This window comes from Fodinibius saliphilus (assembly GCF_005869845.1).
GTDB classification, from domain to species: Bacteria; Bacteroidota; Rhodothermia; order Balneolales; family Balneolaceae; genus Fodinibius; species Fodinibius saliphilus.
In genome coordinates, this window is the sequence record NZ_VAWF01000003.1 from 378,466 (window position 1) to 403,275 (window position 24,810).

Annotated in this window: 14 protein-coding genes and 2 tRNA genes; 7 read left to right on the top strand and 9 right to left on the bottom strand. The window is 41.2% G+C overall.

The window, feature by feature from the left end:
- Window positions 1-5: 5 nt before the first annotated feature.
- The 3 genes from FCN14_RS12245 to FCN14_RS12255 all read right to left on the bottom strand — a co-directional run bounded on the left by FCN14_RS12245 (window position 6) and on the right by FCN14_RS12255 (window position 6,350).
- Entirely contained in the window at window positions 6-2,642 is a 2,637-nt protein-coding gene (locus FCN14_RS12245; protein WP_138431563.1) for a PAS domain S-box protein, read from the bottom strand.
- A 270-nt stretch (window positions 2,643-2,912) separates the two neighbouring features.
- Window positions 2,913-4,790 (bottom strand): histidine kinase dimerization/phosphoacceptor domain -containing protein, encoded by a 1,878-nt coding sequence (locus tag FCN14_RS12250; protein WP_138431564.1) that lies wholly within the window; start codon window positions 4,788-4,790, stop codon window positions 2,913-2,915.
- A gap of 204 nt (window positions 4,791-4,994) precedes the next feature.
- A complete protein-coding gene (locus tag FCN14_RS12255; RefSeq protein WP_171032913.1) occupies window positions 4,995-6,350 on the bottom strand; it encodes a Y-family DNA polymerase in 1,356 nt (451 codons plus the stop codon).
- Window positions 6,351-6,436: 86 nt separating this feature from the next.
- Here FCN14_RS12255 and FCN14_RS12260 point away from each other — a divergent pair, with 86 nt between their 5' ends.
- Entirely contained in the window at window positions 6,437-6,745 is a 309-nt protein-coding gene (locus FCN14_RS12260) for a hypothetical protein (RefSeq protein WP_171032914.1), read from the top strand.
- Window positions 6,746-6,875: 130 nt separating this feature from the next.
- Here the strand turns inward: FCN14_RS12260 and lexA are convergent, their stop codons facing one another.
- Together lexA and FCN14_RS12270 are read right to left on the bottom strand one after the other, a co-directional pair.
- Window positions 6,876-7,514: a transcriptional repressor LexA gene (lexA, locus tag FCN14_RS12265; RefSeq protein WP_138431567.1), complete on the bottom strand. Its 639-nt coding sequence runs from the start codon at window positions 7,512-7,514 to the stop codon at window positions 6,876-6,878.
- Window positions 7,515-7,662: 148 nt separating this feature from the next.
- A tRNA-Leu gene (locus FCN14_RS12270) sits at window positions 7,663-7,750 on the bottom strand.
- A 274-nt stretch (window positions 7,751-8,024) separates the two neighbouring features.
- Between FCN14_RS12270 and FCN14_RS12275 the strand changes: the two genes are divergently transcribed.
- The 3 genes from FCN14_RS12275 to FCN14_RS12285 all read left to right on the top strand — a co-directional run bounded on the left by FCN14_RS12275 (window position 8,025) and on the right by FCN14_RS12285 (window position 11,271).
- Window positions 8,025-8,097: transfer RNA gene (locus FCN14_RS12275), tRNA-Ile, on the top strand.
- Between the two features lie 594 nt (window positions 8,098-8,691).
- Window positions 8,692-10,545, top strand: coding sequence for a TrkH family potassium uptake protein (locus tag FCN14_RS12280; RefSeq protein ID WP_138431568.1), 1,854 nt, complete (start codon window positions 8,692-8,694; stop codon window positions 10,543-10,545).
- A 24-nt stretch (window positions 10,546-10,569) separates the two neighbouring features.
- A complete protein-coding gene (locus FCN14_RS12285) occupies window positions 10,570-11,271 on the top strand; it encodes a potassium channel family protein (protein ID WP_138431569.1) in 702 nt (233 codons plus the stop codon).
- 2 nt (window positions 11,272-11,273) lie between these two features.
- On the opposite strand, the gene FCN14_RS12290 is transcribed toward FCN14_RS12285, so the two are convergent.
- The 4 genes from FCN14_RS12290 to FCN14_RS12305 form a co-directional block, all read right to left on the bottom strand.
- Window positions 11,274-13,508, bottom strand: a complete 2,235-nt coding sequence (locus FCN14_RS12290; protein WP_138431570.1) for an amino acid permease — start codon at window positions 13,506-13,508, stop codon at window positions 11,274-11,276.
- A gap of 504 nt (window positions 13,509-14,012) precedes the next feature.
- On the bottom strand, window positions 14,013-15,065 hold the full coding sequence (locus tag FCN14_RS12295) for an amidohydrolase family protein (protein ID WP_138431571.1): 1,053 nt from the start codon (window positions 15,063-15,065) through the stop codon (window positions 14,013-14,015).
- A gap of 183 nt (window positions 15,066-15,248) precedes the next feature.
- Window positions 15,249-17,288 (bottom strand): LVIVD repeat-containing protein, encoded by a 2,040-nt coding sequence (locus FCN14_RS12300; RefSeq protein WP_138431572.1) that lies wholly within the window; start codon window positions 17,286-17,288, stop codon window positions 15,249-15,251.
- Window positions 17,289-17,357: 69 nt separating this feature from the next.
- Window positions 17,358-18,053: a DUF305 domain-containing protein gene (locus FCN14_RS12305; RefSeq protein ID WP_246043162.1), complete on the bottom strand. Its 696-nt coding sequence runs from the start codon at window positions 18,051-18,053 to the stop codon at window positions 17,358-17,360.
- Between the two features lie 568 nt (window positions 18,054-18,621).
- Between FCN14_RS12305 and FCN14_RS12310 the strand changes: the two genes are divergently transcribed.
- Genes FCN14_RS12310 through FCN14_RS12320 form a run of 3 tightly spaced genes read left to right on the top strand, consistent with a single transcriptional unit; the run spans window position 18,622 to window position 24,721 of the window.
- Window positions 18,622-19,182 carry a hypothetical protein gene (locus FCN14_RS12310; RefSeq protein WP_138431573.1) on the top strand — a complete coding sequence of 187 codons (561 nt, stop codon included), beginning with the start codon at window positions 18,622-18,624 and terminating at the stop codon, window positions 19,180-19,182.
- A 24-nt stretch (window positions 19,183-19,206) separates the two neighbouring features.
- Entirely contained in the window at window positions 19,207-23,955 is a 4,749-nt protein-coding gene (locus FCN14_RS12315) for a S8 family serine peptidase (RefSeq protein ID WP_138431574.1), read from the top strand.
- Between the two features lie 10 nt (window positions 23,956-23,965).
- On the top strand, window positions 23,966-24,721 hold the full coding sequence (locus FCN14_RS12320; protein WP_138431575.1) for an InlB B-repeat-containing protein: 756 nt from the start codon (window positions 23,966-23,968) through the stop codon (window positions 24,719-24,721).
- Window positions 24,722-24,810: the final 89 nt, after the last annotated feature.

A 24,810-nucleotide genomic window follows, 5' to 3' on the forward strand; every position in this document is an offset into this window, starting at 1 on the left:
GTCAGTTAAATTTGTAAGGAGCTGCCTGCCCCTTTCACATTTTGTTTTTCAAAGCTAATAATGAATTCGGTGCCTTCTTCTGATCGTACTTCTATTTCTGCTTCCAGTTGCTGAGCCAGAGTTTTAATAAGTGAGAACCCAATAGAATTGCTGTTAGAAAGCGAAAAGTCATTGGGCAGTCCTTTGCTATTATCTTTAATATGAAGGGTTACATCACGTTTATGTTCTTCGAGTAAAATTTCAATAGTACCTTTGTCATTGGGAAAAGCATTATTATAGGCATTGGTCACTATTTCATTGATGATAAGTCCGCAAGGAATAGCTTGGTTGACGTTGAGTTGAATATCGCTCACTGATACTTCAAATGTGATATCAGAATGTTTTTGCTGGTAAATACTTTTTATGGACTGAATTGTTTTAGAAACGAAATCACCGAAGCGGAGATTGTTAAAGTCTTGGGCTTGGTACAGCATTTCATGGACGGTAGCCATTGATTGAATACGAAGTTGGCTGTTGGCTAATATATTTTTTGTGTTATCATTCTGGGTCTTTAAACATTCAAGCTGTAACAGGCCGGAAATGATCGCCAGATTATTTTTTACACGATGATGGATCTCTGATAATAATACTTTCTTTTCTTTTAGAGAGACCTCCAGCTGCTGTTCATATTCTTTTAAGTCTGCAATATTTTGCGCTGTACCTATAAAAAAGCTTTGATCTCCGCTTTGGAATGAACTGGTACTAAAAAGGTGTGGGATTTTTGTGCCATCCCGTGTTTTTAAATTAGCTTCGCCCATTACTTCGCCCTTTTTAAATACTTTTTGTAGTGCTTTTTCTACATAGGGTCGATGTTGTTCAGCAATAAATTTTCGCGGGTTCATATATGAGATCTCTTGTTCATTGTAACCCGTTATTTCCCGGATCTGGTCGTTCCATCGAATAGGATTTCCACTACTATCGAACATAAAGAACGATATAGGCAGGCTGTTAATGATTTTATCACTTAGTTTTTTTTCTCGTTCGAGTTTGAACTGCGTTTTCTTTTGTTTGGTAATATCTTGGACCGCACCATTGGCCTCAAGTGGTTTGTTTCCGGGGCCATAAATAGTTTTAATGGAATGGCGCACCCACTTGGTAGTACCGTCGGGAGTGAGAATACGGTGTTCAAAATCTTTAATGAGATCTCCTTTCATGATATCTGAAAGTAACTTTTTAACCCGCTTGTTATCTTTGGGATGTACCCGATCTAGAAGCAATTCTAGGGAAGGTTTCTGTTTGATATCAAAGTCATAGATGTCGTAAGTCTTTTTTGACCACTCCATGCTATTTTTTACTACCTCCCATCGCCAGCTACCAACCTCTGCCAGCTCTTGACCAAGGTTAAGGTTAGTAAGCGTTTTTTTGAGCTTATCCTGGGTTTCTCTGCGTTCGGAAATGTCACGAAGGATATACAAAAATTGGGCGGGATTACTATCTTTAATGTAGCTTATTTGCAATTCAATGGGAAACTTTGAGCCATCTTTACGTAAGGCAGGCATCTCAATAAGCGTATCGATGATAGGGCTATTCTTCGTTTCAAGATAGCGCTTTATCCCTTCTTCATGTTCCTTGCGATAAGGAGGAGGGATAAGCGTTTGAGGCATTGATTTTCCAATAATTTCCTTTTTATTGTATTGAAACGTTTGTTCTGCGGCTGAATTGAACTGGATGATTTCGCCATGCCGGTTAATAGTGATGATACAATCAGAGGCCGAGTTTAAAATGGTCTCTTTCTTGATTTGCGACTCTTGCAGTGCGCGGAGGGTCTTTTCTTGGTCACTAATATCTCTGCCCGTTATGAACCAGCGATCAAAGAACCTGGAAAAGGTAAATTCCAAGTAAACTATTTGCTGGTTTGCTATCTCAACAGGGGCAATAAAGGTTTCTTTCTTTTTCTGGGATTGTGTTAGAAAATTGATTGCTTTCTTTTTGGCAGGTCCATCAATAAGTTGATCAGCGAAGGATGTGCCAATAAGTTTTTCCTTATCAATATCCAACGTATTGAGAGTCTCATCATTACATTCGAGGATCTTTAGAGAAGACGTATCAATAATTGTCTGGAGATCAGAGGAGTTGTCCAGAAATTTATCGGCATTATTAAGGCGTTTATTTCGTGCCTCTAACTGAGAGTTCTTCTTTATTAAAGTAAACTGATCAACTACTTCTTTGCCCAACAGTTTAAGACTTTGGACCTGTTGATCAGTTAGTTGGCGAGGCTTGTTATCGATAACACATATAGTGCCTAAATTGAATCCCTTCTCGGTTTTCAAGGGTACGCCGGCATAAAACCGGATACCCTGTTCTACATAGGGGCTGTCTTTGAAACGAAGGTCCATGAGCGTGTCCTCAACGATCATGATGCCTTCACCTTTGATCGCATATTGGCAGAAACTCTCTTCTTTGGGAATAGCAGGTATGTCAATGCCATTACCCGACTGTGTAATTTGCTGGTGAGAGTCTAACAAGTTTATCAGTGCAAAAGGAGTGTCACAAATTGCGGAGGCAAGTTTTGTTAATCCATTAAGGGTCTCCTCAATCTCTTTCTCAATAATGTTAAATGATTCTAGTTCTACTAGCCGCTTTTGGGGGGTGTTTGAACTCATAATTTCAGTCGTTAAAAATGGTTAGTTCAAAGAAAGCGCTTAGAGATCAGTGTTGATTTTTTCACGCAGGGGCATAATGGTTGATGATAATTCTAAGCTATACTTTATACTTTATCGTTATCGGTGATGGGAGGAAAATCTTAACCCAAAAAATGTAAATAGTTGTTACATACAGAAGCACTTTTTAAGTGCCTGTTGTTAAACAAATAGGTGTCTATAAAAGGATGGATGGAATACTGAAGGGCAGTAGGATGTTTGTTCGGAATAAAGTTAGAGATCTATAGTACTACTTGATCCCTTATTATTATTTTTGGTAAATGTAATAAGAATAGAGGTATCGTTATTTGGCTGAATATCAATGGTAGCGTCTAATTGCTGAATAAGAGTTTGGATAAGCGTATAGCTGGTTTCCTGATTTTCTGAAAACGCATTGGACAAAATATTATCGAAAGCATTAACTGCCAATATAACTTTACGATCTTCAATTGTTAGAGAAATGCCTAGTATTTGTTCTTTCGACCCTTCTTCTGCATTGTCATATGCAATGGTGATAAGTTCACTTATAATAAGTCCACAGGGAATGGCTTGGTTAATATTTAGTTTCACCTCACCAATATTTAAATCAAAGGAGATATTGGTCGATGATTCATCATAAATTTTTTGTGTAGAACTTATAATCTTAGAGACAAATCCTTTAAAAGGGAGAGTGCTAAGATCTTCCGTGTTGTAAAGAATCTCGTGAACAGTAGCCATCGATTGAATCCGAAGCTGACTACTTCTCAATACTTGTTGCACCTGTTTATTGCCGGTTGTAAACTCTTCCAGTTGCAACAAGCTTAAAATTACAGCCAGGTTATTTTTTACCCGGTGGTGGATTTCCTTCAATAATACTTCTTTTTCGCTAAGAGAATTTTTCAATTGTTCTTGATACTCTTTTAGTTCAGAAATATCTAATCCGGTACCTATCATGTACGTGTTTGCATCTCTCGTAAAGGGTACGGCGCTAAGTAGGAATGGAATTTTATTGTTGTCGGCCGTGAGTAATTCTGTTTCAAGTGTGACTGGTGTACCGCTAAATAACCGTTCTATTTTAGTCTGTACATACTGCTTATGCTCCTCGGGAAAAAAGTCCAGAGGATCAGAATAAGCGATCTGTTGATCATTAAGCTTGGTGACTTTAGTAACCATATCGTTCCATCGAAGGGGATTCTGATTTTCATCAAACATAAAAAACATCGTCGGCAGGCTATTGATAATTTCGTTACTCAGCCTTTTTTCATTTTTTAGTTTTTGTTGCGCTTTTTGACGTTGGGTTATATCACGTGCTGTCATAAACCACTTTCCGTTATGTAAAGAGAAAGTATGTTCAAGGTATAAGATGCTCCCATCTTTGCGTTTAACGGGAGCCGTAAAAGAACTAGATGTTTTCTCTTTCTGTTTCAAAAAACTTAAAATCTCGGATCGCATCTCTTTGTCTGCAATACGATTTCCGAACGGTTTGCCAATAAAATCTTCTTTGTTACCGCCTATTTCATTGAAAGCCTCAGAATTGACTTCCAGGATATGCAAAGTCTCCGAATCTATGATAGCTTGAATATCGGAAGAGTTTTTGATGAAAATATCTGCTTTTCTAAGCTCTTTATTCTGTTTCTCCAGCTGTTTTTTATTCTTTATAAGCTCAAGCTGTGAGACAGCTTCTTTAGCTAATAATTTCAACATCCTTTCTTGTTCATCAGATAATGTTCGGGGCCTGTTATCGATTACACAGATAGCCCCCAGGTTATACCCATTCTCAGTACATAAGGGAACCCCGGCATAAAAACGGATGTTTGGTTCTGTCTTTACATAGGGGCTATTACGAAAACGCTCATCCGTTTTCGCATCCTCAACAATCATAAAGTCTGACTCTTCAATAGTGTATTGACAAAAGCTTGATTCTCGTGAGATAGTATCAATATTCCATCCCTGGCTGGATTTTGTAATCTGGTACTTCGCATCCAATAGGTTGATTAGTGAAATTGGAGTCTCACAAATACATGAAGCCAGTTCAGTAAGGTGGTCTAGTTGATCTTGGATATCTTCGGTAAGAATATCATATGAAGCTAATTCTTGAAGTCGCTTTTTTTCGGAAGTGGAAAGTGAACTCATATCTGTCTGAACTATTTTAGGATACACAGCTTTTGGCACTAAAAAAGATAGTAAGTAATAGCAGAAGAGATAAGTGCGTGATACAGGGTTAAAAGGCAGTTCGGTACTTATTGACTTACTGTTCAAACAGTATCTGGACTAAGAGTATAATAATCAATATGACTGTGTTATCATTCAGTAAAACTTTGCCGAATAGTTCTGTTATTATATCGATCGTTCTTTGAAATGAGTATGTCCTTTAACATCGTATTGACTCATGCCGTGGTCTACAGTATCTAACCCAAAGCGATTGTTGAGGTAATCCATGGCTTGATGTAGTCGTTGTAGGCGCGGGTTTTCCTGGAAAAAAAGTTCCATTTGTGTAGTCATGTTCAATTCTGTAGTACCTAGGATAATAGCTCTAAACTTTTTTCCCCGCTTTTTACAATAAAAAAGTATGGGCATCACTTTTTGCAGGCAGTTACGGAGGACATAATCATCAAGGTTCGTTAATCCCGGTGCACGAAAAGTGAAAGAAAATCCATCTTTTTGAGGCCCCTGGAAACGGACATTACCGAAAAATTTATCAGACTTTTTGCCATACCCGCGCAGGCGGTAGCAGACCTGCTTGGTAGCTTTGGCAAACTCCCCGGCAACCTTCCATGGGTCATCGGTCCAGGTAGAGAAGGTATGCCCATAGGATACGCGCTCCGGAACGTATTCGCTGTCGTCGCTGACAATGGCACGATCTTTCCCGGCTGCTGTTCGCCAAAGCATTTTTCCGAAGTATTGTCCAAATAACTTTTGGAAGAGCGGATATCCTTTATCAACAGCATCTCCAATAGTTGATACGCCTCGTGATTTTAGCTTTTCATATCGCCGACGACCAATACCCCACACCTCATCCAGTGATATGGGCCAGATCCGATTTTCTATCTCATCTTGTTGCGTTATGACGGTAAGGCCATCTGGCTTATCGATATCGGAGGCCAGTTTGGAATAGGTTTTTGAAGTAGATATGCCGACGCTGCACTTAAGTTGTGTCTCGTTCAGGATCGCTTCTTTTATATTCCAGCCGAATTCCAGTAGCTCATCCCGAGGGTCGTCTTTTTTCCAGGTAATATCCATAAAAAATTCATCCATGCTGTAGGCTTCTACATCCGGCGAAAAAGTATCAAGTACTTTTTTTATTCGTTTGCTATAAGCTCGATACTTCTCGTAATCTACTTGTTTAAAAATGATATAGGGACAGAGTTTATAGGCTTCCAGGGCACTCATCGCGGTTTTTACGCCTAATGCACGCGCTTCATACGAGCTTGTTGCGACAATTCCCTTAACAGTGCCATCTTCTTTACGCCAGCCGCCCACGGCCACTGGCATACCATAGAGATTGTAACAGAGCTGCTCAACTTGCGCATAGAAGGCGTTCATATCGATATGAACATAAAGCCGCGGCTTATTTCCGGGATGTTGCATATCAGCTGCTACGGTCTGGTAGCGCGTAATATTATGCACGTTTTTACTTAGCTGGTACTTCCCCGGATCGGGCAGGCTAGGCGGAAGATTATTTTGCAGATCCATGTTGACAATGAGTCTATCAATGATGTAAATTATATGTACATACGTACATAATATAAATTTAGTCAATAGAATGAAAGGTGTGAGTAATGGGGGACAGCCCAAAAAAACAAAATGAGCCGGAACCGTTAATCGTGATAACAACGGTAGCATCCTTTGCGGATACGAAGCGAGGCATTAGCCGGCGATTGGAGCCGGTCAAGATACTGCGCCAAAATGGGCAGGTGCATAAGGTTCAGAAAATACGAAAGTGCCATGAAGAACCGGTAGGGCATGGACATAAGCAGATTCATATTACCCTGCAAACCGATGACGATCGCTATCTGGATATCGTTTTTGATACGCGTAAGGTTGGGTGGTATCTTGTCTATGAAGAGGCGGGTATGCTGCTCAGGTGAACAGTGGCAGTTACCAGTTGATCTAGTGTAAAATATAAAGTACCACCAGATGACGAATAATCGTCGCCCGGGAACCTCTCACATCTAACCCTAATTCTCCCACATCCTGAGCTCTGTATCCTTTTTGGCTTTAATACGGTGACTTAAATATGCCTTGTTCGTTCATATGTCCCACATATTTGCCCAAGATCCGTACTTCCTCAGCTTCATCTGGCACTATTATAATGTCATCGTATTCAGGGTTAGCCGGCTCCATCCGCAGGCTATTCTCTTCTTTATGGATGCGTTTGAGCGTAGTTTCATCATTATAAAGTACGGCTCCGATATCACCATCTCGGATCTCCGTTTGAGAAAGCAGTACAAAATCTCCATCTGTAATATCCAGATCTTTCATACTCATCCCTTTTACGCGCAGTGCAAAAATGTTTTCGGTATTGGGAAAAAGGTACTTAAAAGTAAGTTGCCCCATATCTGATTCAATCGCCTCTTGCATAGCCCCAGCCGTGATTTCGCCCAAGATAGGAATAGTTGATGCAGGTTTGTTTCCTGGCCAAATATCAAGGGCAGAGGTAAAAGTATAGTTTTCGGAACCGTCTTTTTTGAGGTATCCTTTTTTTACCAGCGCACGATGATATTGTACCGAACTGTTCGCTGATTTAAAGTCATTGAGCTCAGCAGCCTCACGGTGACTGGGCAGGCGCAAATGCTTCTGGAAAAAAGAAACCAGGCTTTGATAAAATTGCTGCTGTTTGGATGTCAGATTTTCCATAGTAAAATGGGGTATGTATGTTTGTACATAATGTACATGTTCGGGATATAAATCGAAAATAGGAGGCTATGAGAAATCCGGCAGGTGGGGGAGATAAATAAAAAAGCCTTGCTGCTCAATAATTTATAGAGCAGCAAGGCTTTACGAGTACCCGAGGCCAGACTCGAACTGGCACTGGCATTTAAATACCAATCGGATTTTAAGTCCGACGCGTCTACCAATTCCGCCACTCGGGCATCACTCTTACGATACAATAAGGCGATCGTTTAAGAGACGCTAAATATAAGGTAATCATTTCTACTTATACAACAGAAATTCTAAGACTTTTTTGAAGCACTACAATACGCATTGATAAATTGTATGCGAGTAGGGATGGCCTGTAAAGTTAATAAGATATCGGGCTTATATTAACTCAAAGGAACATCAAGGATTGATATAAAATGTGGAGTTATCCTTGTATTGTGAATGACAATCCCTTAAATTTAGCGCTCTTTGAGAGTAAGACTATTAGGGCCCGTAGCTCAGCGGTTAGAGCAGTCGACTCATAATCGATTGGCCGGCGGTTCAAATCCGTCCGGGCCCACTTTTCTTATCTCTAGAGGACTCTTGTGCTACCCATCTTTTAATACCTATCGTATTTTGGCCCAAAGTTTTAGTCTAGGTATAGAAAGATCCATTTCGGATAACAATACAGGCAGCGTATGCAATTTTGCTAAATATTTGCCTCGAGCTAGGAAGTAAAATTAGATTTGATATTGCAATTTAAATAAGGACAAAGTATATAAATTAATATTTTGTGTCTGAATAGTCTGAGTCTTCTGTTTCTTTCGGAGAAGTTGGTTTGAGGCGCGACCTTTCTTTTTTGATGTTAAGATGATCGGGGTTGACTCTATGATTAGCGCGAGTACCTTTGTCTTAACCATTGTTAGCTATAAGGGTTTCCCATATTGAAAAATGAAGGTCTCCTAAATTAGAAAAACGCCTGGTTTATGTATGCGTTAAAGAAATAGGCTAAAAAACTACTGCCCGTATCCAACGAGAAGTGTCGAGTTGCCTAAGCCATACCTACTGTATTAAACCATCAAGGAAACAAAGGATGATCAATTAGAAAAATATTTCGATATTGAGCGACTGCAATAAAAATTTGTAGTATGCGCATAAGTTAATAGGTTCGGGCATGAAATTTCCCTACAATTGGAAGCAAAAGTGGATCAGTTTACTTCGCCGGTGGCGTAACTTTAAAAAAGACGTCAATTTAAATTTTCATTTTTTGCAAGATGATATTTATGAGATTGACAAGGTAGCACATCCTTACTTGCGGGCATTCAGTATATTGCTTAGTCTGCTGGTGGTGGTCAGCATACTTATTCCCATTGGTTTTGAACTTACTCCCGAACTGGTATATTTAAATAGTCAGATTGAGGGATGGATCCTGCTTGGCTTTGTTGCTAACTTTGTTCTGCGGTTGGTTTTGACTAGTGATCGGAAAACCTACCTCAAGAAACGCTGGTTCGAAGGTGTTGTATCACTATTTTCGGTATTTTTATTAATCGATATCGGGATTTCCTCCATCGGTATCATAGACTATCTGTCTGGGGATGCTCCCAACGCCGAGGGAGTATTCCTACAGTTACTGAAAGGCTATCTGCTTTTTGTCGTAGTGGTAAAGTTTTTGCAGTATCTGCCGGAATTGCTGGGCCAACAAAAAAATACCGGTCGGTTTTTAGTATATAGTTTCTTGTCACTTATTGCTGCTGGCACCTTTCTGCTTATGTTGCCCGGAGCTACGCAGAATGGGCAAGGACTTATCTTTATTGATGCTCTATTTACTTCCACTAGCGCAGTATGCGTAACGGGACTTATTGTTGTTGATACGGCTACCCACTTTACGTTGTTTGGAGAGCTTATCATCCTCACACTGATCCAGCTCGGTGGGATAGGTATAATTACTTTTGCCACTTTCCTTTTTTTATTTATTAGTGGGGGACTGGGAGTTGGCCAGATGAATACGTTAAGGGATGTAGTGGGGGAGAGCAACACCAGCTTAGTTACAGCTACATTAAAACGAGTAGTGGGATTCACATTTGTTGTCGAGGCTATAGGAGCTATTGGGTATTATGTTAGCTGGGACGTCTCTTTTCCAAGCCATGGTCAGCGTATATTGTTCTCAATATTTCATGCCATCTCAGCCTTTTGTAACGCAGGCTTTTCACTGTTTACTAACAGTTTGGCAGATGGTCCGAATGCCACCAGTTGGGCCATTAACATCACCACTATGACTTTAATTGTGCTGGGAGGACTGGGGTTCACCGTTATTTGGGAGATGATTCGGAGAAGAACAGACCGCTCCCGATGGCGCCGCCGGCTTTCTATTCATACCCGAACGGTGCTTACAACTACGGCCGTACTTATTGTAGCCGGAACCCTGCTTGTTTTAGCCATGGAGTGGAATCATACGCTGGCCGACTTCGCTTGGGGAAAGAAGATTATGGTTTCGCTGTTTCAAAGCATCACCACGCGAACTGCTGGTTTTAATACAATTGATATAGGGGCTATAGGTATAACAGCAACACTGGTTATGCTTACCCTTATGTTTATCGGGGGATCACCGGCGTCGACTGCAGGTGGGATAAAAACGACAACTTTTGCAGTGGTAATGCGGTCTATTGTGATGACGGTACGTGGATATGATAAAATGGAAATGTTCAGGCGAACGGTGCCCAATCGCGTAATTTTTCGGGCTATGACCGTGATTTTATTAGCTGCTTCTTGTATTAGCGTAAGTACAGTTTTGTTAACGTTGGTGGAAAATCACTCATTTATGGATCTGTTCTTCGAAGAAGTATCAGCCTTTGCCACGGTTGGACTTACCCGGGGAATTACCGGCGATCTCACATCTTGGGGTAAGTTTATTATTGTGGTTTCTATGTTTTTAGGCAGAGTGGGAATACTCACCTTTATGGCTGCTTTTGCAACCAAAGTGGATACCAATAAATATAAGTATCCAGAAGAAAATATTATGGTATCTTAATTCAAATGAATAACGATTTTTATCATGAAACGACGAAATGAACTGCATTTTGCAATTATTGGCATTGGGGCTTTTGGCAGTGCGTTGGCCAAAAAGCTTTCTGAGGAAGGTGCCTATGTCATCGCTATTGACAACATTATGGAGCATATCGACCAAGTTAAAGAATATGTCTCTGATGCCATCTGCTTTGATGCGACGGACCCTGAGCTGCTGGAAAGCCACGGTATTACTAACGTTGATGTTGCCATTATTGCCATTGGTGAACGGTTCGAACCTGTGGCACTCATTGCTATGCACTTGCTCAACTCTGGAGTGGAAGAGGTCTATGGTCGGGCAGGAACCCTGATCCAAGAGCAGATTTTAGAACAGATTGGTATTACTGATGTTATCCATCCCGAACGTCAGGTTGCTGAGCGCATGGGGGTATCTCTGGTACGCCGGGGCATGTCGGATGTCTTTGATATTGGAGAAGGTCTTGCGATGTTTGAAGTAGAAGCCCCGGATGCGATGGTTGGATATACCTTGAAAGAGCTTGAAATTCGCAAGCGCTATGAACTCAACTTAATCACAATCAAAAGATCACAAAAGTTGGAAGGGGAAATTGGACCTGAGGAACAGTATAAACCCATAGGTATCTTGCGCGGGTCCACGAAGATAAAAAAGGGGGATCGGTTTTTACTGGTCGGACGCAAAGAAGATGTCGATAAGCTGCTTGAAACGAATTAAGCTTAGCTGGATAACCTTTCAATAATACCTTCCGTGATGGTGCGTGGACGGTATTCGGGACCACGACTAATAATCACAGTTCCTTTAGCATGTTCGCCGATCTCCTCTGGAATAGACCCAAATAACGCCTGCGTAATAGCCGTACTTCTGGTTGCTCCAATACAGACCGTGTCATAGTTTTCAATTGCTTTCAACAGCGTATTACGGACATTATCGGATACTAATACTTCTGTTTTGAATTGCGCCGAATTCAACCCTACTTCGTGTGCTATCGAATTAATCAATCCTTTTCCTTCAGTCTGAGGATCCATGTCTGCATCTTCACTCGGTGGTTGCACCGTGAGCAGGGTTAGTGATGCTTCTTCAATACTGGAAGCCAGATCATACCCCCGTCGTACGGCTAGTGTGGTATTCGGCCCGGGACCGACTAGCACCACAATATTATTTGTGGGCCGATCTCCGGCTTTGATCAGGGAAATTTCGCAACTGGCTTCATCGACAATCCGATCAATGTTGGATCCCAGTATATGCTGGTACCGCTTGCGTTTTCCGCGCCAGCCTAACACCAGATGTTGTGCTCGTTCCTCTTTAATGACATTTAATACTGCTGAACTTATACTGTGTGAAACAATAGCTCGCGTACGTAGTCCAATCTCGGCTTTCTCGGCAGTACTTCTAGCATTGTCCAACAGATCTTGCTGTCGTTTTAGCCGTTCATCTTCGTACTGGATGCCTTGTTGCAAAGATGTCTGCTGGGGAACTTGCAAGACGCTGACCGCTACAATTTCTGCTTCTCCATAGTTACCACCAATGGCTCCGCCAAGCTTAATAAGATGCTGCTCGGTTTGTGGGTTGGCTACAGGCACAACAATACGATATCGGTCATTTGGCGTAGGATTGCTATTTCGAGCCGCAATTGCATCTCCAACTAGGCTGGGTTTGATTGCTCGGCTGGCTGCATAGCTAAAGTACCACAAAATACCCACTACGATAATGCCTCCTCCTATCAGAAGAACAAGGGTCCGCATTTGGGCCAGAATGACCAGGCATGATATTGATCCAAGCAACGGTATCAAAGGATAGGCCCAAGACGATAGTTTGAAATCTGGATTATAATCTTCCGGTCCTGCTCGTCGCATTACAATCACTGCAATATGTACCAAGGCATAAGTGAGCAGGTATAAGAAGCTAGCGACATCAGCCAGTGTCTCAATGCCCACCCCAAAACCGATCAACAGCAGGATTACTACTCCTGTTATGAGGATAGCTCGGAATGGTGTTCGGAATTTACTGTGAATTTTGTTGAGCCATTCGGTGAGTATTTTATCACGTCCCATAGCAAAGTTTACACGGGCCGCTGAAAGAATAGAGGCATTTGCACTGGAAACGGTGGCAAGTAACGCACCCACGACCATCATCAACGCCCCAATGGTCCCTAGGTATTCACTGGCCACATCGGCCACCGGGATATTGGAACTTGCTAGTTCCGCGACGGGGAGAACGCCTGTCGATACTAACATTACCAACACATAAAATATCATTGGTGTAAGCACTGAAGCAATCATTGACAGCGGGAGGTTGCGTCCCGGGTTCTTGATCTCTTCGGCACTGGTAGCGATTACCTCAAAACCAATAAAGGAGACATACACAGTAGCAGCTGTAGAAGCAACAGCTCCCCATCCATTGGGGTTAAAGGGTTTAAATACCACCCAATTAATATTGAATACTCCGAAGGCCAAGAAGACCAGTATGAAACCAATGAGGAGAATAACAATGAGGTTTTGCAGAGCTCCGGCCTCTTTAACCCCCCGATAATTCACGCCAATTAATAGAGCGGCCATCCCTAGGGCTGACCATGCAACGGGAATATTGCCATAGAAAAACGTTAGATATTGTCCAAACCCAAGCATATAGAAAGCGGTAGCAAACATCAGCCCGGCCCACATACTCCATCCAACAACGGATCCAAAGAAACTTCCCATCGCCCGGTTTACATAGTAATAACTTCCTCCAGCTTTGGGCATACCCGTGGCCAGCTCAGAAAGGGAAAGGGCGGTTAGCAGTGAGACGATTCCGCCAATAATGAAGGAGATCATTCCGGCCGGACCAGCATTGTTCGCTACAATTCCGGGCAACACAAAAATACCAGCCCCGATCATGGTGCCAACACCGATAGTATATGCTTCTAAAAAACCGAGATCACGTGCAAGTTCCTGATCACCGGATGGCTCATTCATAAAACGTTATTGCTATGCAGTTGGAAAACTAATGAGCGTAAATGTACGAATTTCTATCTATTTAACAACCAATATTGAGGTTTGGGATCTTTTAATAACTGTTTTTAGGTTATCATCGATTCTTGGTTACTTAGTCTGTAATATACAAATACTAAAGATATTACATCTTCGGATAAGTTGCTGGAGGGGTAGTGTCTTTTTCACTCAGTTTATCTGGATATTTATTAAAAGATCTATCTGAATTTCTTCTTTTATCTCTTTTTATTGCTCTAATTTAACTTCTTTTCGGGAGTGGTTGGTTAAATATGGCCTAAAAACTCGTCCGGTTGAAAAAGATAAATCCATATTGCTATTCCATATAACATGATTGATTGAGTTACCAGTCACCAAAGTAACTTTAATCAGAAGTATATGTTATTGAATAAATTAGGGATGTTTTCCACCCAGCAGTTTGAGGTTTTTCAGGCTCACTTTTCTTTTATAAATAGTTTTATGTAGCCATTATTAGAACCACGGAGCATGGTTTGTAAAGAGCGTTCGAAGCTCATCATTATTAAGAGGAAGCTGTTTTATAATCTTGTTTTGATAGTCGCGTGGCTGCCATTCCGGCCAGTCGGTACCAAATAGAATATGTTCCATTCCAATTTTTCGCATTTGTTTAACTAACTGTTTGTAACGGTTCTTAGGATACCATTCGGGAGAATCAGCCTTTGCCTTTTTTCGGGGGGCACGGATAACAGCAGAAATGTCGAAGTAGATGTTCTCTCCGATCTCGTTATGTGTTATATACCGGGCAAAAGTACCTAGTACAGCATCGGTAACAGGGTCATATCCACCCCATCCCGCCATATGGGCAATTTGTATAGGTATATCGGGTGCCTGGGATAACACTTCTTGGATAAAGTTTTCAGCATCTTTTTGCCCAAAATCATTCTTGGTTGTACGCAGATGGATAATGATTCCAAGATTATGATTATTAGCCTGGTGAAATATGCGGGCTAGTTGCTTAAGGTGTGATGCGTTTTGAAGATCTACTTTTGAATTAGCCAAATGCAGTTTAATGCCTGAAAACTCTTCTTTATCAGCATTGCGTTTGATTTCAACGCTAGCAGAATCTGAGAGAGGATTGATCCCAAAGAATCCCACTAGTTTATTGGGATGTTGAGATACCGCTTTAGCTATCTTATCGTTTTGGCTCTGCATGGTTCTGAAGTCTTCTTCTGTCGAAGCTCCGGCCTCAGAAAAAAAGTAGGCGTTAGAAAGTACAGCTGCTTTTTTAGTGCTATTCTTTTGTAAGTTTTTTGTTAATTGATTGAGACCGAGTGGTGGTAATTCATCCAACCCAGTGATAGTATTGACCAGGTGTTTACTTACAGTCGGGGTGAAAATGTGGGTGTGATGATCCACAAGCGGCATATTCTTTAAGCTGTCTTGTGAAGAAGTATGGATGACAAATTGTTGGGATAGAGGAGGTCCCTCAAAAAGGTTAGCGCTATTGAGGGAGCCAATGAAGATGAATACCCCAACTAATAAAAGAGGTATTTCTCGACGATTCATAAAGGTTACTATAGTTTTTTATCCTAGTGTGATAAACTGCTGGTAAAAAAGGTTTTATTTTTGTTATAAATTTGCAGAAAATCAAAAATCCCCTTTGGTATCCAGTCAATTAAGATGATTGAGCCAAAGGGGATTATATTTCGCTAAAAAAGATATCGGCTGCTAATGCCGATTGCGATGTATCTATTTTGACGCTAGGCCACGCAGGGTATTTACTAGTTTTCGTACTTTTTCGGATTGGATCGAGCTATTGGCTTGGCCTTCAATATTATCAGCAAGTGAGCGTAGAATTTCCTGTTGCTTAGATCCAGAAGCATTCTCGGCTTTGGCAAGATGCTTTCTTGTTGCAGTGACTTCATTTGGAGGCAGCCCATTTCCTCGTTGCAGTTGATCCAGGTAGGCTTTGGCCAGAACAAAAGTTGTGGGCCAGTCATATTTTGGTTGTCCCTGGGGGTTTAACTGTTCAAAGGTAACCGTATTGGCAGCGGCAATCTCATTCTCAGTGAGATATGGGTTTGGCTTGAGTTCAAAGATATCGAGTCCGCGAGCGATTTCTGAATTAACAATCACACCATTATACCAGTATACCGACCAGCTTCCGCCCATCTGCATGCGAGTAGAGTCAACGGGTCCGCGGTCGTGAAAAGCAATCTCAACAGGGTTACTTGGATCGGTCCAGTCGAAAACAGAGATTCCACCTTGATACCATGATTGTACCATAACATCACGATCGGGAATGGGTATTAACGAACCATTATGTGCTACACAGTTTTCTTGTTCAGTCTGTGGAGCAGGCATTTTAAAATAGCTTTGGAAGTCCATTTTGTTGTTATCACCGATAGTAAATATGGCGTTAGCTCCCCATTCCATTGGGTCCTTTTCGCGACACTTAGGCTGTCCGCCACCGCCCCATTCGTCAGTAAAGAGTACTTTTGAACCCTCATTGTTGAAGGTAGCTGAATGCCAGTATGCGAAATTGGAGTCCGCTACGGCATCAACACGCATGGGGCTTGCGGGATCAGTAATATCGAGCAAAAGTCCATACCCTTCACAAGCACCGCCGGCAAGGCCAATTTCTGGGTAAAGCGTGATATCATGGCACTGATTAGGACCTCGACTTTCTCCCTCTTGTTCGTTGGGGGTTCCAAATCGTTGTGCAATAATATTAGGTAGTTCTTTTCGAAGTTTTGCACTGTCGGCTGCAGTAGGTTCCCCACTCCCCCCTCGTTTCTTGACTATGCCCTTAAGCATCTGTTTTACAAAACGGTCGGGAACAATACGACGTTGTCCGAAAACCTCAGCAATAAATGCTCCTTCTTTCTCTGCCTGTTCAAGTTTTGCAACATCAGCAGGGGAGAGGCCGTGGTTTGGTGCTTTCTTTAGATCTTCAAAAATACGAGGAGAGTTTACAATTTTAGCATCCTTGGGATTATCTAGCGGCACTTTTATAACCTCAATACGATAAAGGGCGGAGTTGGGGTCTTCGCTTGGTGGGGCATCCGTACATCCGGGAAGTTCTTCTTCTGGGCGTACAGAGGCAGACCCTGATACATAAACGTATACATTCTCATTATCTTCCGGATCATCGAGTACGGAGTGAGTATGAGAACCACGGCACGTTTGAACGTTGGAGACATACTCTGGATTTTCGATATCGGAAATGTCGAAAATGCGAATGCCTCGCAGTCGTTTATCACTGACTGCTTTCTCTATGCCTTCGGTACCGCAGTCGAGTCGACCACTGAGCCCTTCACCGGATACGAAAAGGAGGTCTCCATAGACAGAGACATCACTTTGAGAGGCCGGGCACAGAAAATCAACGACCAGTTCCGGAGATGTAGGAGTGGCAATATCCCAAATGATAAAACCATTATAGTTCCCTTGAATCGCATAATCTCCTTTAAAGGCAAGGTCAGAGTTGGTAACTCCTACAAAATCTTTAGGAGGACGAGTTTGAGAAAGCATTTTTAAGTTCCATGAAGCTTCCTCGGCATCAAACAGGCCTGCTTTTAACCCTACGCGAGGGTCAGGACTGGGAGCTGATATTTCTGTTAATGGTTTGGGGGTAATACTCGGTTTAGGTGATGAAGATTCATCAACAACTGAAGAGGGAGTACAGGCATAATTACTGAAAAGTATTATTGTTAATAGTACCCAAAACCAGTGTTTGCCAATCCCGGTTATTCCCGGAGTTGTGGTATTGTTTTTATAATTGAGGTTCATAGCTATTCCGTTAAGGTTTAGTAAGCGTTAAATATTAATTAGTCATACAAAAAGACTCAATCCACTACGCTATTTAGGTAGATTATTAAGCATTTCAAACATACGATTGATTTCTGTTCGCTGATCCACTTGAATATCAGAAGCAAGGCGGAATGCGGCTTCGTCTTGAGCAGCACCGTCGGTCGCAAAAAGGTTTTCAACCATAGAAACAGCGCCGGCATGATGTTCAATCATATAGGTAAGAAAAAGTCTGTCGAACTCATCATCTTTGGCTTCTGCCAGCTCTTGGATCTGTTTCTGTGTAAGTACACCTTTCATCTTACGATATTTAGTATATGGTTCACCATTTATAGTCACCGTTAGGTCAAGGCTGTCAATTTGTATTTTAGGCACTGGTTGGTTCCGGTCCCGAAGCCATTGTTGCATCGTTTTAATTTCATCCTTTTGTGCATTGATGATGCGTAAGGTCAGTGTTTCAATTTGTGGGCTGGCACCATTTTGGGGAGCAAGACGTGACATGACAAGAGCCTGAGCGTGATGAGCAATCATACCTGTCATAAATTTCACATCGGCGTTGGTAAAGGAATTGCGCGAATCTTCAATACGCTGCCAGTAAAGGTCCTCAAGTTCAGCTTCTGAATTGGGTTTGTTTGGTTGTTTTGAAGTGGTATCGGTACTCTTGCAGGCAACGGTTCCCATTAGTAACAGTGCGGTAATAAAAAACTTGATAGGGGAAAATAGTTGTTCGATTTTTTGCTGTCCCACGGTATTAATAAACAGTTAAAACGTTAAGTGATATATAATAAATGCTTTCTCGTTGAGAGTATAAATGCTAAATGTCACAAAAACTAATGGTAATAATTAGCCTTTTTTGATAGTAGTAAAAATATGTTAATCTCGGGTAATTTTTTCATTGCTCGGCGGTATGCGTAAAAGGTGTGCCAGAGTTTCTAAAAAACAGAAAGAGACATAATTTTGAATTTTTATATTTTAATGATTATTGTGTGAGCGCAGAGTAAAGGAAAAGTGCATGCTATACTTTTCCAATTGATTAAAATTGATTTATCTAGAGAGTTATGAAAACAGGGGTTAAAAGGCAGTATGTTTTAAAGTTGTAAAAAGTGTTTTATTAGGATTTAGGGAGTATGACAATATTAGAATCCTACTCTCCTGTCTAATTTTTGTGTTTTGGTTTTGCCACCTGTCTTTTTATTGCTCTAATTATGTATGGAACTTTATGGTCTAACTGAATTATTGGACCAAAAGTAGATCGCTTTAATAAAATAATATTTGTAGTCAAGATTGAATATTGCCGTAATAGGTTAAAATTGCTATGGGGTTAAATAAATTGATACCTAAACTTTTTGGGGTTCTGCTTCTTGGGATAGTAACCGTGGGGATCTATTGGGGGTATAGCATCAACTCAGATTCATCGGAGCAAACAGAGGATTATTATTTTCGCTATTCTAAAAAGGGCGAAATGGACGAGTATGAAAATGGAGATACCTATGGTTACACAATAGAGGTTTCATTTTCAGCCGATTATACACTCTATAAACAGATTTATAGTGAGAGTAATGGTGAGCGAAAGATCAAAGAGACAGAGATTAAGCAAGGGAGTCTTTCTAAAGATACATTTGATGAACTGTCTGATCTTCTTTCTCAAACACCAGTTTCTGCTTTTCCCAGTACACTACCGGATGTAGATCCAAGAGAGGTTATGATAAATACACCAGCCCCCCGAGTTGAAGTGTCTGTTCGATTGGAACGTGGAAAAGAGCCGGTAACTGTAAAGGCTAATATGGGAGCAGATCGAGAATATTATCCAGATCAATTTTTAAAGTTAACAGAAAAGCTTGGGAAAATATTGAGAAAGGTCCAAGAGACAAGTTAAAATCATCACTACGAGGAGGTAAATATGTCAAGATCAAAAAAAGCATTGGGGATTGCGTTTGCATTCCTATTCGTTTTCTTTTCGGGAAACCTATTTGCTCAAAACCAGCAACAGGTAAACCGATTACAAGAGATAGCACAAGAAAGTAAATTGAAATGGGAAGCAGAACACCAAGCTGCTGTCGAGAGAGCACAAAAGGCGGGGATGCCTATCCAGCAAGTGTTGCCAGATGGCAGAGTAATAGAGTTGCAAAGATTCGAAAATGGGCATCCTATATATTTTACCACCTATAATTTAGGAGCGGCCGAAACAAGTTCGATTGATGAAATTTGGTCAGGTGGATCTACGGGACTTTCGCTCGATGGTTCTACAGAAACCCTTGGTATTTGGGATGGCGGAGGAGTTTTGACATCCCACCAAGAGTTCGGAAGCCGGGTTACTCAACAAGATTCACCGGGAGGTATAAGTAATCATGCCACGCACGTGGGGGGAACAATGATTGCTGCCGGCGTTGATAATAATGCCAAAGGCATGTCATTTCAAGCTGATTTAGATGCTTATGATTGGGGTAATGACGAAAGCGAGATGGCCTCTGCAGCTGCTAATGGACTACGGGTTTCAAACCATTCCTATGGAACTATAACAGGGTGGATTTATGATTATAAAGGCAATGGAGATTGGTACTGGTTTGGCGCCCCTTCTGTGGATGCATCAGAAGATTACCGATTTGGTTTTTATAGTTCATCATCTGCTCAATGGGATGACATCGCATATAATGCACCGAATTACCTTATCGTAAAATCTGCAGGGAACGATCGGAATGATGGCCCTTCCAATCAACCTACACAACATTATGTTTGGGATCCCAATAGTGGATCCAATGGTGCTTGGGTTACATCAAATGTAACACGAGATCCCGATGGGGGGGCAGATGGATTTGACTCTATCTCATCTAAAAGTTTGGCCAAAAACGTGTTAACTGTTGGAGCTGTTAATGGCATTTCAGGTGGTTATTCCCAACCGAGTGATGTGCAAATGTCAACATTCAGTGGATGGGGGCCTACCGATGATGGGCGAATTAAACCGGATATTGTAGCTAAAGGAGTGAGCGTTTATTCTTCTGTTGGGTCGGGAAATGATCAGTATTCGTCTTATAGTGGTACCTCAATGTCTTCACCGGTAGTTAGCGGTACCGTTGGCTTATTACAAGAACACTATAGAAATCAATTTGGTAGTAAAGAACCTCTTTCTTCTACAATGAAAGCCTTGCTGATACATACCGCAGATGAGGCCGGAAATGATGGTCCAGACTATAAGTTTGGATGGGGATTATTAAATGCTGAAAAAGCTGCAAACCTTATAACAAAGGATAAGGCAAATGGCGGTGGTGTTAATATCAAAGAATTTTCTCTCGCAGATAGTAAAACGGTTGAGTATAAAGTAAAAAGCGATGGTCAAGATCCTTTGGTGGCTACACTCGCTTGGACTGATCCTTCAGGATCACCTGTGAGTGCTCAGCTTGATCCTACAACATCGATGTTAGTTAATGATCTTGATATTAAAATTACGGATGAAAACGGAAATACGTATGAACCATATGTGATGGATCCGTCTAGCCCGAATACTGCAGCTAATACGGGCAATAATGATCGCGATAATGTGGAGCAAGTAATGATAAAGACCCCTCAGGCCGGTCTTTATACGGTTACTATTTCGCATGAGGGTTCTATAACAGATGGCCCACAAGATGCTTCACTTATCTTGACAGGGCAAAAACAGTTCTTGGTCGACATTACGGGGCTTGATTTTAGACTAACAGGACTTCCCTTGCCAGCAACTCCTAATTTCGTTGCTAGTGTTAGTGTTACCGAACAAGGTTCTCCGCCCAATCCGGCGCTGGATCTTTCGGACTTTTCTGTGACGGAAGATGGATTAACAGTTGATAAAAAGAATTGTACCCTTACTCCACCTTCCCAAAGTGGGGCGCGATTGGCTGATGTTGTTTTTGTCGTAGATAATAGTGGTAGTATGGGTAGTGAGCAGCAAGAGGTAATTGACAATATTATTGCATTTGTTGATACCCTTAAAAATCGAGGTGTCGACTTTGCACTTGGGTTAACCCGTTACGGTCAATCAGGGCAGGGCACGCTGGGATTAACTTATGGCGGACCGATATTTGAAGATGGCGGAGCTTTGACCACAGATGCCAGTTATTTCAAAAATGATGTGTTAGGTAGAAATGTAACATCAGGATCATCTGAGCCCGGTTTTCTATCGATAGAAAAATCGATATCAAACTTTTCTTTTCGTCCTGGTTCGCAGCGAGTATTCGTAATAATTACAGACGAACGTCCAAGTCAGTCATCGTTATCTGATGAGACAAGTGCAATTAATGCTGCTGTGGCTGGTGACGTTACGGTACATGCTTCTACTACTACCTCTTTAAATGATGAGTTTAAAGGAATAACAAGCAATACTGGTGGTCAGATATTTGATATCAGAGAGAACTTCAGCTCTACTGTTGCTGATGCAATTAGTCAGCAGGTATCTAATACTTATATACTCTCTTGTATGTCGCCTAAAGCATTTGACGGTTCAAGTAGGACCTCCGGTAATCGATTGGTAGATATTACTGCAATTGGTAACTCACAGACTCAGGATTCTGATACAGAAAAATATGATCCGGCTACAAAACCAATTCAGAATCTTTCTACTAATACACTGGCGAAACGTCAGAAAAGTCAACCGCTTAATAAAAGTATTGGCATTGAAACGGAAATAAAATCGTTTGTGAGCTCTACTGTTCAAAAGGTTGAGTTGCTTTATCGAAAGGTAGGGGCAACGGGTTCATTTAAATCTGTAGAGATGCAAAAGCCTAGCAGTTCTTCAAAAACGAAAAATTCTTTCCGTACTCATACCTTATCTTCTGAATCGTCTTTTTATAAAGGTGAAATTCCGGATACAGAAGTACAGGAACCCGGAATGGAGTTTTATGTGAAGATTACTGATGCCAAGAGTACGCAAACAATACCTAGCAGTGACCCACAAAGTAATGCATATAGTATGGCTGTTGGCAGTAATACGCCACCTACTATATCTCATACTGTGCCATCTGCATTTACACCGAGCAGTGATTTAACATTATCAGCTGAAATCGAAGATACAACAGGAGGCGTTGGATCAGCTACGCTGTACTATCGAACAGTGGGTAATATTACGTATAAAACGGCAAATATGACGACATCTGGTAATAACCAGTACGAGGCTACAATTCCGGGAAGTGAACTGAGTTCACTCGGAATTGAATATTATATTAAAGCAGAAGATGGTTCTGCCGGGGTTGTCAATACGGAAGGGACTGCTGACTTTCCCTTGATACCGGGTGGAGTTAACTTTGCAGCACCTGAAAACCCAGCAGATATCAGCTTTAATCTTTCGAATGGAGAGGCGGATATTTCTTGGAGTGCAAACTCTGAGAAGGACCTCCATTTCTATAAAGTTTATAAAGGATCGGATCCTGATCAGATGTCTGTAATAGATAGTGTATCCAGAGGTTCGCAGAGTTATACTTATACCAACGCTGCCACAGGTAACACTCAGTTTTATGGTGTAACAGCGGTAGATAGCTTAGGTAATGAAAGTGGATTTTCAGAACTCACCGGAAATTACTCGGGATCTGCCAATTATAGTGACAGCTGGAGTATGATAAGTATACCAACAGGAGCTGAAATAAAACTTCCTGATGAAGTACAGCTTGTTAGTTATTCAAGTGGGTATCAGGTAGAAGATTCTCTGAAAGGAGGTAAAGGATACTGGATAAAAGGTTCTGCTAAGGGTAGTATGTCGGTGGAAGGAAGTGTGCTAACGAGTGCCGGTATAAACCTTACAAGAGGGTGGAATATTATTGGTGGACTTACAGATACTTTACAGACAAATACTATCATAGATTCCAGCAGCGTGCTTACTTCTGTACCGATATATGTTTTTGATGGAAGTACCTATAAAGAAGTTTCCGAAATTACACCATCGGAGGCTTATTGGGTTTATGCTGACGATAAAGGTAAGATAGACCTACTTCTTGATTCGCCTGCTACTGTATCATCATCTAAAAAGGCTAAGGATGAAAGCAATCCGGTAGTACGAAACCTGCAAGAGCTAAGGTTTGAACGCGACGGTATAGAACAATCAATTTATATGATGGGCGGTAAACTTTCGAAAAAAGAGAAACGAAGTTATATGCTGCCACCGGTGGCACCGTCGGCACCTTTAGATGTTAGAATAAACGGAAGTTACAAGATTGCTGATAACAGTATGAGCAATTTAGATCTTACTGCCGCTTCTTACCCTGTTAAGGTAACTAGTGATAAAGCCAATAATAGTCCGATACGGATTGAGGCAATTGATGGAGAAAACGTAATCTATTTTGACTTGCGACCAGGAGAAAGCAGACTCATCGATCAAGAATATGATGATATGCGTTTTAAAAGCCTGGAATCTGATGAGATGGTTGTAGAAAATGATCTGCATCCTAATTATCCGAATCCGTTTAATCCATCAACGACTATAAGTTATGAACTGGCAAATAAAACAGAGGTGACCTTAAACGTCTTTGATATATTAGGCAGAAAGGTAAAAACTCTTGTTAACGAAGTTCAGCAATCGGGTACTTATAATGTGAACTTTAATGCCAGCAATCTGGCAAGTGGTGTTTATTTTGTACGGTTGCGCACCGATTCATTTACTAAAATTCAAAAAATGACTTTGATCAAATAGGGAGAATCCAATGTTTAAATATATTCGTATAATATTTGTCTTAGGATTAGTATCAGTACTCATTAGCTTTTGTGGCGGGTCTAGCACTGGATCTGGTGATGGGGGTAGCGATCCGGAACCGACAATGTATGACTTAAGTTCCGATGTCTCACCCAGTGATGCAGGTTCGATAAATCCTGAATCGGGAACCTATGAGGAAGGAGAAAAGGTTGAAGTTACAGCCGATAATGCAAATTCTGCATGGGGGTTTAATAAATGGACGGGAGATGTGGAATCAACAGATAACCCACTGACTATAACCATGGATTCGGATACGGAGATTACTGCTAACTTCGATGCCGTGGGGTCTATTTATGAATTTGAACTGGGAATAGTGGACTCTCTTAATGCAATGAATCTGGTTCTTGGTCAGCTGGAAGGAGCTTCAGAAGGTTTTGACGAAGGGATGGATACTGAAAGTCCACCGGCTCCGCCTCAAAGCGAAGATGCTATTCATATGTTCGTTAAGGTGAAGGATTTGGAGCTGTTAGAAGACTTCAGAAAAGTTCAGGCTGGTTCTATTACTTGGAATATACAGGTAGGAACTATGTCTGGAGATTCGTTAACGGTTAACTGGAACTTCAAAGAAACAGTTCTTAATGGTTCCCTAACAATTCAAAAGAATACAGATACCTCAACGCAGGTAGATATGAGTGCTAAGAATACAGCTATATTTGAAGCTGCTGATTCCGATAGTTTACTCATTAAATACCAATTAACTAATTAACATTTAATATTAATACACTTAAGAGTGTTAAAAGAGTCTCCTGGATTATTTCGGGAGACTCTTTTTTTAAAAAATATTTTTTAGTCTTG

Coding starts and splice junctions, on each gene's coding strand:
- FCN14_RS12310 (WP_138431573.1), top strand. CDS start 18,622: ATGGGGTTAAATAAATTGATACCTAAACTTTTTGGGGTTCTGCTTCTT.
- FCN14_RS12245 (WP_138431563.1), bottom strand. CDS start 2,642: ATGAGTTCAAACACCCCCCAAAAGCGGCTAGTAGAACTAGAATCATTT.
- lexA (WP_138431567.1), bottom strand. CDS start 7,514: ATGGAAAATCTGACATCCAAACAGCAGCAATTTTATCAAAGCCTGGTT.
- FCN14_RS12285 (WP_138431569.1), top strand. CDS start 10,570: ATGAAACGACGAAATGAACTGCATTTTGCAATTATTGGCATTGGGGCT.
- FCN14_RS12255 (WP_171032913.1), bottom strand. CDS start 6,350: ATGGATCTGCAAAATAATCTTCCGCCTAGCCTGCCCGATCCGGGGAAG.
- FCN14_RS12300 (WP_138431572.1), bottom strand. CDS start 17,288: ATGAACCTCAATTATAAAAACAATACCACAACTCCGGGAATAACCGGG.
- FCN14_RS12320 (WP_138431575.1), top strand. CDS start 23,966: ATGTTTAAATATATTCGTATAATATTTGTCTTAGGATTAGTATCAGTA.
- FCN14_RS12290 (WP_138431570.1), bottom strand. CDS start 13,508: ATGAATGAGCCATCCGGTGATCAGGAACTTGCACGTGATCTCGGTTTT.
- FCN14_RS12315 (WP_138431574.1), top strand. CDS start 19,207: ATGTCAAGATCAAAAAAAGCATTGGGGATTGCGTTTGCATTCCTATTC.
- FCN14_RS12295 (WP_138431571.1), bottom strand. CDS start 15,065: ATGAATCGTCGAGAAATACCTCTTTTATTAGTTGGGGTATTCATCTTC.
- FCN14_RS12280 (WP_138431568.1), top strand. CDS start 8,692: ATGAAATTTCCCTACAATTGGAAGCAAAAGTGGATCAGTTTACTTCGC.
- FCN14_RS12250 (WP_138431564.1), bottom strand. CDS start 4,790: ATGAGTTCACTTTCCACTTCCGAAAAAAAGCGACTTCAAGAATTAGCT.
- FCN14_RS12260 (WP_171032914.1), top strand. CDS start 6,437: ATGGGGGACAGCCCAAAAAAACAAAATGAGCCGGAACCGTTAATCGTG.